Raw genomic sequence first — 7640 nt, 5'->3', positions numbered from 1 at the left:
GTTACCCGTTGGAACCGCGTAATGTCACAAATTACCAACTCCATCAGCAACGTCAATACCCTCGACAATACGTTTAAATAAGCAGTGGTTCCTGCTGTCAGACCCTGTTTGACAGCAGGATACAAAATCACGCACAATCCAACCAAATTACATAAACGGCATATAAAAGCCGTACACACCGCACAAACGGAAAAGCAGTACCTTATAGTCTGACTCACGCTTTTTTCAGACCATAAACCGAAACAATATCATGTACCACAACATACTCATCGTCTGCCTAGGCAACATCTGCCGCTCCCCCACCGCAGAGCGGATTATGCAGAAAAAACTACCCGGCCACCGCATCAGCAGCGCTGGCATAAAAGCACTGGCAGGTAAGGATGCCGATTTCCAAGCCATCAAAACCGCACTCAAACACGGCGTTATCGTTGCAGGCCATACGGCACGCCAACTGACTGCCCAAATGTGCGAACAGGCCGATTTGATTCTCGTCATGGAGCCCTGTCAAATTGACATGGTGGCCGACATCCATCCGCCGGCACGCAGCAAAACCATGCTGTTTGCCCAATGGTTGCCTAAAAAAACCGTACCTGACCCATACAAACAAAGCAGTGAAATGTTTGAAGCCGTTTTTGAACAGCTCAATGCTGCCGCAGACACTTGGAAAACCAAACTAAACGGAAAAACTCAACCGGTATAAAACCGGCATGAACAAGAAAGCAAGCAATGAAAAAAACGACCTACACACCTTACAGCGCAGACAACGACGAAATCGACTTCGGCCAACAGCTGCGAGTAATTTGGACAAATAAATACAAAATCCTCGCCGCCCTGCTTGCAGGCGGCATTCTTGGCGCAGCCTTCAGCCTGGCATCCACTCCGCAATACCGTGCCGATGCCATGCTGGAAATTGAAACGCGACAAAACCAAATCCTGACCGAAATCAACAGCATCTTCAACAACCAAACCACGCCGTCTGAAGCAGAAGTCGAGTTGGTTCAATCACGCTTGGTGCTGGGTAAAACCGTTGACGACCTTCAGCTTGACCAAGAAGTCAAAGCCAAATACACACCCGTTATCGGCAGCCTGATGCACAACATCAGTGGCGACCCCGATCCCAAACTGACCGTCGGCAGCTTTTCCGTACAAGACGAATGGTTCAACAAAACCTTCACACTGACCGCCAAGAGCAACAAAGCCTATACCCTTACCCTGCCTGACAAACGCGTTGTCGAAGGCAAGGTCGGCGTGCCTCTGAAAATCAACAATCAAACCACCCTCAAAATCGATCAAATCCTGGCTAATCCGGGTCAAGAATTTGCGTTAACCAAGTTCTCCCGCATCAGCGCCATCGAAAACATCCAAAACAAACTGGCTGTTATCAGCAAAGGTAAAACCAGCCCCATCATTAACCTTACCTTTACCGGCACCGACCCTAAACGTACCAGCGTCATCCTCAACAGCATTGCCGACAACTACGTTGCGCAAAACCGCGAACGCGACGTCCAAGTCGCATCCAGCGGTTTGGCCTTCATCAGCGAAGAATTGCCACGCTTGAAAGAAACCTTGCAAGACGCTGAAAACAAACTCAATGCCTACCGCCAACAATCAGGCTCTCTCGACATTCCGCTCGAGTCCAAAGGCGCATTGGAAAGCCTGACCGGCATCGAAACCCAAATTACCCTGCTCAAAACCGAAGAAGCAGGTTTGGCCGAGCTGTACACGCCGGAACACCCTTCCTATAAAGCCGTATTGGACAAACTTGCCGTCCTCGAACGCGCTAAAAACAAAATCAACCAACAAATTGCCGAGTTGCCGAACACCCAACAAGAAGTTATCCGCCTGACCCGCGACGTAGAAACCAACCAAGCAACCTACGTCCAACTGTTGAGCAAACAACAAGAACTCAACATCATGAAAGCCAGTGCACAAGGTAATGTTCGCATCGTCGATTATGCCTATGTCCCTGAAAACCCCGTTGCCCCGCGCAAAGCCGTCATCACGCTCCTGAGCGCACTTGCCGCAGGCTCATTGACCGCTTTGTGGCTGATGATTCGCAACCGCATGAAAAACGGCATTACTTCATCCGAAGAAATCGAAAACCTCAATTTGGAAGTCGTCGCTCTTGTTCCGCACTCCAAAACCCAGCAAAAACGCGACTTCTTCAAAAACAAATTCAAAAAAACCGGCGGCCGTTCCAACTATCTGCTGGCCAGCGAAGACCGCGCCGACACGGCAGTCGAAGCCATCCGCGCCCTGCGCACCAATATCTACTTCTCCATGCTGGACGCGCCTAACAACGTCCTCATGATTACCGGTGCCGCGCCTGAAGCAGGCAAATCCTTTATCTCTGCCAACCTCGCCACCGTAATGGCGCAGTCAGGCAAACGCGTTCTGCTTATCGATACCGATATGCGCAAAGGCTACCTCGACCGACTCTTCGGCCTTACCCCCGAGTTCGGCTTGTCTGACATCCTCAACGGCAAAGCAGCTCCGGCAAAAGCCGTACTAGAGACCGGCATTGAAAACCTCCACCTTATCAGCAGCGGCAGCTATCCTAGCAATCCGTCCGAGCTTTTGATGGACAACCGTTTCAACGAATTGCTCGCCCACGCGCGCCAACGCTACGATTATGTCATCTTGGACACGCCGCCCGTATTGGCCGTTACCGACGCCATCATCATCGGCCAACATGCCGGCACCGTCCTTATGATTAGCCGTTATGCGCACACGCGTGCACGAGAGCTTGAAGCCAGCGTCGAACGCCTCAAACAAAACCACATCAACATCAAAGGTGTTGTCCTCAACGGCATGAAGCGCGAAGCCAACAACAGCTACGACTACTACGCCTACGATGCCTACCATTCCGGTAACAATAAATCATAAACCGAAGCAGGCCGTCTGAACTTTCAGACGGCCTAAGGCTTTTTAAACAGCACAAAATATTTTTCACAAACGCCGCCCTTGCACCCCAAAGCCGTTTGTTTTAAAGTAAGCCCCGTTCCCATATGGAAGAGAAACATGAAAATTACCGTCATCGGCGCAGGTTCGTGGGGTACAGCTCTCGCGTTGCACTTTGCGCACCACAACAATGAAGTTGCCCTTTGGACACGCAATCCCGACCAAATCCGCACCCTGCAAGCAGATCGCGAAAACAAACGCGGCCTGCCCGGCTTCCCTTTCCCTGAGTCCCTGACCGTTCACGCCGATTTGGGCGAAGCGCTGAAAGACAGCCAACTTGCCCTGATCGTTACCTCCGTAGCCGGCCTCAGAAGCAGCGCCGAGCTGCTCAAACAGCATAACGCCGCCGATATTCCCGTTCTCGCCGCCTGCAAAGGTTTTGAACAAGATACCGGCCTTTTGACTTTCCAAGTACTGAAAGAAGTCCTACCTAACAATAAAAAAATCGGCGTTCTCTCAGGTCCGAGCTTTGCCCAAGAACTTGCAGCCCAACTGCCTTGCGCCGTCGTGTTTGCTTCCGAAAACAAAGACTGGGTGGAAGAAACTACTGCCCAACTGAACACCAACGTAATGCGCCTGTACGGCAGCACCGACGTCATCGGTGTCGCAGTGGGCGGTGCCGTTAAAAACGTCATGGCAATTGCCACCGGCCTTTCAGACGGCCTCGAATACGGCCTCAATGCACGCGCAGCCTTAGTAACACGCGGCCTTGCCGAAATCACCCGCCTTGCCATCGCCATGGGCGCACAACCCAAAACCATGATGGGCTTAGCAGGCATCGGCGACCTTATCCTGACCTGTACCGGCGCACTCTCGCGCAACCGCCGCGTCGGCCTAGGCCTCGCAGAGGGTAAAGAGTTGCATCAAGTGCTTGTCGAAATCGGCCACGTTTCCGAAGGCGTCAGCACCATTGAAGAAGTCTTCAACACCGCCGCCAAATACCAAATCGATATGCCCATCACTCAAACCCTGCTGCAACTCATCCGCAAAGAAATGACCCCGCAGCAAGTCGTTGAACGACTGATGGAACGAAGCGCGCGCTTCGAATAAACGGTCGCGCCGTCTGCCATTCAGACGGCCTGACGCACAATATGGCGGCCATCAGGCCGTCTGAAGGGAAACACATGAACCAATCACTGAACAATCTGGAAATCAACGTTTACCAACTTGTCCAAAAATTTGAAACGCTGGTTTCAGAAAACCGCCGTCTCAACGAAGAAATCGACAGACTCAAACTCGAGCAAGAGCAACAAAAACGCCAACACGACGCGGCCATTGACGAACTCAGCGAAGCCTTGCTGGTTCAAGTCGGCAAACTCAAAGAGGACCTGCAAAGCAAAATTGACAACCTGACTGCCGAAAAAGAAAACTACCGCAACGCGCTGGCCCAAAGCGCAGACCAAATCCGCAGCCTCATTACCCGATTGCCCCAAGAAACACAACAATAAAAGGATGCCCCGTGAGTATCGAACAAGTCAATCTCGACATCATGAATGTCAACTTCACCATCAACACACCGAGTGAAGAAAAAGCCACCCTTCTGCAAGCCGTTGAAATGCTCAACAAGAAAAGCGATGCGATTAAAGAAAGCGGCCGCATCGTCGGCACAGACAAAATCGTCGTCATGGCAGCCCTCAACGTCGTGCACGACCTCTTGAAAACCACCCTCAACGACGATTTGGCAATCGGTGAATTTGAGCGTAAAATAACCGACATGAACAACGCGTGCCAAAAAGCACTGGCGCGCTTGGAGCAAAACTGATTTCCCCCTTTTCCCTGCGGTGTTCGCGAAGGCATATATTCCTTTGAACCAATACGTTCGCTTTAGGTTGCCGGGAGCTGTAGTGGGCGCGAGCGTCCGTTTATTGGACGCACCCGAAACTACCCGAGGTGACCGCCTTGTCAGCAAGGTTCAAGCGGATTCAGCCTAAACGGCACTCGTGGGGATTCCCTAAAAAAAGCCATACCGACAGGTGTGGCTTTTCCCTTTCCAAGTAAAGACTTTCGTAAAGATTTCCGGCCGTCTGAAAAAACCGCATATTCATGCATCAAACACACTCAATTAAGATTGACAAAAACCAATCTCCTCTTTAAAATCCATAACTTTCTATATATATCTGGATTCCAACCATGAAAACCTTCTCTGCAAAACCCCACGAGGTGAAGCGCGAATGGTTCGTCATTGACGCAGAAGACAAAGTTCTGGGTCGTGTCGCAGCCGAAGTCGCACACCGTCTGCGCGGCAAACACAAACCCGAATACACCCCTCACGTTGATACTGGCGACTACATCATCGTCATCAACGCAGACAAACTGCGCGTGACCGGTGCTAAATTCGAAGACAAAAAATACTTCCGTCACTCTGGTTTCCCAGGTGGCATCTACGAGCGTACTTTCCGCGAAATGCAAGAGCAATTCCCAGGCCGCGCTTTGGAACAAGCCGTAAAAGGCATGTTGCCTAAAGGTCCTCTGGGCTACGCCATGATCAAAAAACTGAAAGTGTACGCTGGCGCCGAACACGGCCACGCTGCACAACAACCTAAAGTTTTGGAACTGAAATAATAAGGACACGACATGAACGGTAAATACTACTACGGCACAGGCCGCCGCAAAAGTTCAGTGGCTCGTGTATTCTTGACTAAAGGTACCGGCCAAATCATCGTAAACGGCCGTCCCGTTGACGAATTCTTCGCACGTGAAACCAGCCGCATGGTTGTACGTCAACCTCTGGTTCTGACTGAAAATGCCGAATCTTTCGACATCAAAGTCAACGTAACCGGTGGCGGCGAAACCGGTCAATCCGGCGCCATCCGTCACGGCATTACCCGCGCCCTGATCGACTTCGACGCAGCCCTGAAACCAGCCCTGTCTCAAGCAGGCTTCGTTACTCGCGATGCTCGTGAAGTTGAACGTAAAAAACCTGGTTTGCGCAAAGCACGTCGCGCAAAACAATTCTCCAAACGTTAATACGTTTTCAGAATCGAATCAAAAAGCCTTGCTCTGCAAGGCTTTTTTCATTTATAAAACAATAATCCAATATCCTCCGCAATATATGATGAAAACCCTGCTCCACTACGCCAAATCATTGCTTCAGGCCGTGATTATTTTCATTTTGCTCTCCTTGATTGTCGACTGGGTACGCAAGCCTAACCAGCCCTTACAATCAGCGGCACAAACCATTACTTTAACCGATGGGCAAACCACTTCCCTTCAATCCTTCAGCCAAAATCGGGTTGCCGTCGTTTATTTTTGGGGTAGCTGGTGTCGTATTTGTTCATACACATCATCAACCATAGAAAAGCTGCACCAAGACAATATCCCAACACTGGGCATAGCCTTGCGCTCCGGAAGCGACGCAGACATTGCCCACCATATGCAACAAAACAATCTATCCTTTCCAAACTTCAATGATTCAGACGGTCTGATGGCTCAAAAATGGAATATAGCCGTCACACCGACCATTATCATATTAAAAGATGGAAAAATGATTCATCACACATCCGGACTTTCCAGCTACATCGGCTTAAAAATCAGAATTTACTTAGCAGACATCTTCGGCTAAATTCATTGAAAATCCACCAAAAATAGAAAATCCAAAGAATCATCTCCGCCAAATATATTTACCCTATTCCACTTCATAAATAAATAAACTATCTCTTTCCCAATAACATATGATTTTGTTGAGATTATAAAGAAAATAGACTAAGATATAACCATAAGAACAATTGGAAACATTATTATCAAAACAAACTGTTAGAGATCTTCATCTAATATTGTGGCAGTGATGCTTTTGTTCCCATAAACCCGGTTGCCGACGGCAGCCTTAAAACAGCAATATTCGCCTTTATCAATCTACCTCACGCTTCAACGGTTTGATTTTTGATAACACCGGAGACTTAGTAATGCCCAACCAATCTAAACATGCATCTATCAATATCGGTCTGATTCAGGCACGGGAAGCATTGATGACCCAATTCCGCCCTATTCTGAACCAAGCCAATATTACTGACCAGCAATGGCGTATCATCCGGCTCTTAGCGGAAAACGGCACACTCGACTTTCAAGACTTGGCCAATCAGGCCTGCATCCTCCGTCCCAGCCTGACCGGCATTCTGACCCGCTTGGAAAAAGCAGGTTTGGCCGTGCGCCTGAAGCCTTCCAACGACCAACGCCGCGTTTATCTGAAACTGACGCCCGAAGGCGAGAAACTCTATGAGTCCACCGGCGCATTGGTTGACGAGCGCTATGACGCAATTGAAAAAGTCCTTACCAAAGAAAAAATGGCACAACTCAAAGAACTCTTGGCAGAGCTGGCAAAAATCGAACAGGCATTAAAATAAAGCGAGCCGGATGACAGATTCAACACACACACTCAAGAGATCCTTCCGAGATGCCATGGCCTCCTGTGCCGCCGGCGTACACGTTATCACGACAGACGGTGAAGCAGGGCGCTATGGCATTACCATGACTGCCGTAACTGCCGTTACCGACGAGCCGCCGACGGTCATGCTGTGCATCAACCGCCAATCCGCCATCATTCCCATCCTGCAAGGCAACCGTGATTTGTGCATCAACACACTCAACGACAGCCAGCAGGATGTCGCCGAACACTTTGCCGGACTGACCGACCTCTCGCCCGAAGAACGCTTCGAATACCATATTTGGCATAGGGGGCAAAC

At 49.9% G+C, this 7640-nt stretch carries 11 protein-coding genes and 1 other RNA gene; all 12 read left to right on the top strand.

What is annotated here, in order from left to right; all coding sequences use genetic code 11:
* Positions 1–81, top strand: an 81-nt coding sequence (locus ACTHS3_RS09225) for a hypothetical protein (RefSeq protein ID WP_440367779.1), incomplete at its 5' end; no start/stop codon positions are given.
* Positions 82–250: 169 nt separating this feature from the next.
* A complete protein-coding gene (locus ACTHS3_RS09220) occupies positions 251–700 on the top strand; it encodes a low molecular weight protein-tyrosine-phosphatase (protein ID WP_004520878.1) in 450 nt (149 codons plus the stop codon).
* 26 nt (positions 701–726) lie between these two features.
* The gene (locus ACTHS3_RS09215) at positions 727–2886 is read left to right on the top strand and encodes a polysaccharide biosynthesis tyrosine autokinase (RefSeq protein ID WP_440367777.1); all 2160 of its coding nucleotides are present in this window, start codon (positions 727–729) and stop codon (positions 2884–2886) included.
* Between the two features lie 135 nt (positions 2887–3021).
* Positions 3022–4011, top strand: a complete 990-nt coding sequence (locus ACTHS3_RS09210) for an NAD(P)H-dependent glycerol-3-phosphate dehydrogenase (RefSeq protein ID WP_004520880.1) — start codon at positions 3022–3024, stop codon at positions 4009–4011.
* 74 nt (positions 4012–4085) lie between these two features.
* A complete protein-coding gene (locus ACTHS3_RS09205) occupies positions 4086–4409 on the top strand; it encodes a hypothetical protein (protein ID WP_039862529.1) in 324 nt (107 codons plus the stop codon).
* A gap of 11 nt (positions 4410–4420) precedes the next feature.
* The gene (locus ACTHS3_RS09200) at positions 4421–4723 is read left to right on the top strand and encodes a cell division protein ZapA (RefSeq protein ID WP_003681511.1); all 303 of its coding nucleotides are present in this window, start codon (positions 4421–4423) and stop codon (positions 4721–4723) included.
* Positions 4724–4731: 8 nt separating this feature from the next.
* A non-coding RNA gene (gene ssrS / locus ACTHS3_RS09195) (6S RNA) lies at positions 4732–4912 on the top strand.
* 179 nt (positions 4913–5091) lie between these two features.
* Complete coding sequence (gene rplM, locus ACTHS3_RS09190; RefSeq protein WP_003684605.1) at positions 5092–5523, top strand: 50S ribosomal protein L13; 432 nt, start codon at positions 5092–5094, stop codon at positions 5521–5523.
* A 12-nt stretch (positions 5524–5535) separates the two neighbouring features.
* Entirely contained in the window at positions 5536–5928 is a 393-nt protein-coding gene (rpsI, locus tag ACTHS3_RS09185; RefSeq protein WP_003681515.1) for a 30S ribosomal protein S9, read from the top strand.
* An 88-nt stretch (positions 5929–6016) separates the two neighbouring features.
* Positions 6017–6523, top strand: coding sequence for a protein disulfide oxidoreductase (locus ACTHS3_RS09180; RefSeq protein WP_083307457.1), 507 nt, complete (start codon positions 6017–6019; stop codon positions 6521–6523).
* Positions 6524–6863: 340 nt separating this feature from the next.
* Entirely contained in the window at positions 6864–7301 is a 438-nt protein-coding gene (gene hpaR / locus ACTHS3_RS09175; protein WP_004520883.1) for a homoprotocatechuate degradation operon regulator HpaR, read from the top strand.
* 10 nt (positions 7302–7311) lie between these two features.
* The coding region (locus ACTHS3_RS09170) for a flavin reductase (RefSeq protein WP_440367774.1) at positions 7312–7640 on the top strand (329 nt) is incomplete at its 3' end.

The organism is Neisseria sp. P0009.S007 (assembly GCF_051962515.1).
Note: the sequence above shows the minus strand (reverse complement) of the source record. Positions and strands in the feature narration are given on the sequence as shown.

What these genes read in the sequence shown, in the direction of transcription:
- ACTHS3_RS09210 (WP_004520880.1), top strand. Translation starts at nt 3,022, where the DNA reads ATGAAAATTACCGTCATCGGCGCAGGTTCGTGGGGTACAGCTCTCGCG.
- ACTHS3_RS09205 (WP_039862529.1), top strand. Translation starts at nt 4,086, where the DNA reads ATGAACCAATCACTGAACAATCTGGAAATCAACGTTTACCAACTTGTC.
- ACTHS3_RS09180 (WP_083307457.1), top strand. Translation starts at nt 6,017, where the DNA reads ATGAAAACCCTGCTCCACTACGCCAAATCATTGCTTCAGGCCGTGATT.
- rplM (WP_003684605.1), top strand. Translation starts at nt 5,092, where the DNA reads ATGAAAACCTTCTCTGCAAAACCCCACGAGGTGAAGCGCGAATGGTTC.
- ACTHS3_RS09220 (WP_004520878.1), top strand. Translation starts at nt 251, where the DNA reads ATGTACCACAACATACTCATCGTCTGCCTAGGCAACATCTGCCGCTCC.
- ACTHS3_RS09215 (WP_440367777.1), top strand. Translation starts at nt 727, where the DNA reads ATGAAAAAAACGACCTACACACCTTACAGCGCAGACAACGACGAAATC.
- hpaR (WP_004520883.1), top strand. Translation starts at nt 6,864, where the DNA reads ATGCCCAACCAATCTAAACATGCATCTATCAATATCGGTCTGATTCAG.
- rpsI (WP_003681515.1), top strand. Translation starts at nt 5,536, where the DNA reads ATGAACGGTAAATACTACTACGGCACAGGCCGCCGCAAAAGTTCAGTG.